General features: G+C 41.5%; 1 protein-coding gene. It reads left to right on the top strand.

The genetic code is table 11. The features are described from left to right. On the top strand, positions 1 to 1,661 hold a 1,661-nt coding region (locus tag DW015_RS12885; protein ID WP_207659395.1), incomplete at both ends, for a prealbumin-like fold domain-containing protein.

Below are 1,661 nucleotides of genomic sequence, written 5' to 3'. Positions count from 1 at the left end.
ATCGCAAAGGCGGCGACGCTTCTCGGTTCTCCGTATACATTTGGGAATAAGGGATACTGGTACGCATACAATCAGGGTCAGTATACTCCGCTGTCGGTACGGACGATAAACAATCTCGGTATCGACTGTTCGGGACTTGTGTATTATACGCTGACACAGCTTGGATACAAAACATCGGGTTTTTCATGGAATAATCCTGTTCCCGTTGATACCGATCACTGGCTGTCGGTAAACGACAACTGCACTATCAGCTACGGCGGTAAAACTTCTAAGATCGATGTTGAAAAGAAAAATATCAAGACAACAGACCGTCCTTATTGGGAGTGTTCCGACGGTTCGACGATTACTCCCGGTTCGGTAGTGGTGGCTCAGAATCCATATGGCGAAGATCATGCGTGGATTTACATGGGTGAATTCAATTCAAGAAACGAGGTAGTAAGCTATCTTAAGTCTATCGGCGTTTCAGAAAGTCTTATCAATTCCAAAACAGTCGGTGACGGAAAAGGTGCAGGCGGCAGGCATTGGAGAATCGAGGCTAACGGCTCTGAGGGAGTTGTTATCAATAACAAGACCGACGGTAAAACTGCGACTGTCATGAATATGTCGGCGTTCAGGATCACATCCAAAGATGTGAAATTTACTATTACAAAAGTCTATAAAGCTGATAATACCGTAAAGATCAATGGTATCAGTCCTATTGACGGTTCACAGGCTATTTACGGCGTATACACTGATAAAGCTTGCAAAAACAAAGCAGGAGAAATCAAAATCGATAAAAACGGAAGCGGCTCGATTGAACTTCCGAATAAGCAGTATTATGTTAAAGAAATCAAAGCACCTACAGGCTACAGCCTATCAACTGAAGTATTTGCACTTAATGCAAATGAAAACGTAAATGTTACCGAGGATTATCTTAAAGGAAACATCATAATCAATAAAACTGCCGAGGATGGTATAATCGGTCAGCGTGAATTTAGAGTAACATGGACTCAGAACGGAAAATCTCACTTCAAGACGGCAAAGACAAATTCAAGCGGAATTGCGGAGTTTAAAGGTCTTAACGTATACGATCTTACAAGTAAAAAAGCAATTTCATATACCATATCCGAAATCAACGTAGATACGAGATATGAAACTCCCAAGGCGAAGAATGTCAAGCTTACCGACGGCGACGTTGATCTGACTGTCAATGTAAAGTTCAACAACGAACTCAAAACAGGTTCTATTAAGATCAACAAGCAGTCTGAGGATAATCAGAACGGAGGCAGAGAATTTACTGTCACAGGTAACGGCAAGACTTACAGCATAAAAACCGGTTCTGACGGTGTTGCAATTCTTTCCGATATCCCCGTATACGACAGTAACAATCAGAAAATTGTTTACACGATTTCTGAAAAAAACGTTCCCATAAAGTATGTTGTTCCTGCCAGTCAGACGGTTACTTTGACAGCTGATGAAACTACCTCTGTAACGTTTGAAAATGTGCTTAAAAAATTCACTTTGGAAGTTACAAAAAAAGACTCGGAAAAGGCTGAAAAACAAGGCGATGCAAGCCTTGCGGGAGCGGTTTACGGCGTGTTTAAAGACAGTGTTTTGATAGACGAATACACCACAGATGAAAACGGATATTTCAAGACAAAAGAGTATGTCTGCGGAAACTA

Origin of the sequence: Ruminococcus sp. AF37-20 (genome assembly GCF_003460465.1) — a bacterium.
Classification (GTDB): domain Bacteria; phylum Bacillota; class Clostridia; order Oscillospirales; family Ruminococcaceae; genus Hominimerdicola; species Hominimerdicola aceti.
Note: the sequence above shows the minus strand (reverse complement) of the source record. Positions and strands in the feature narration are given on the sequence as shown.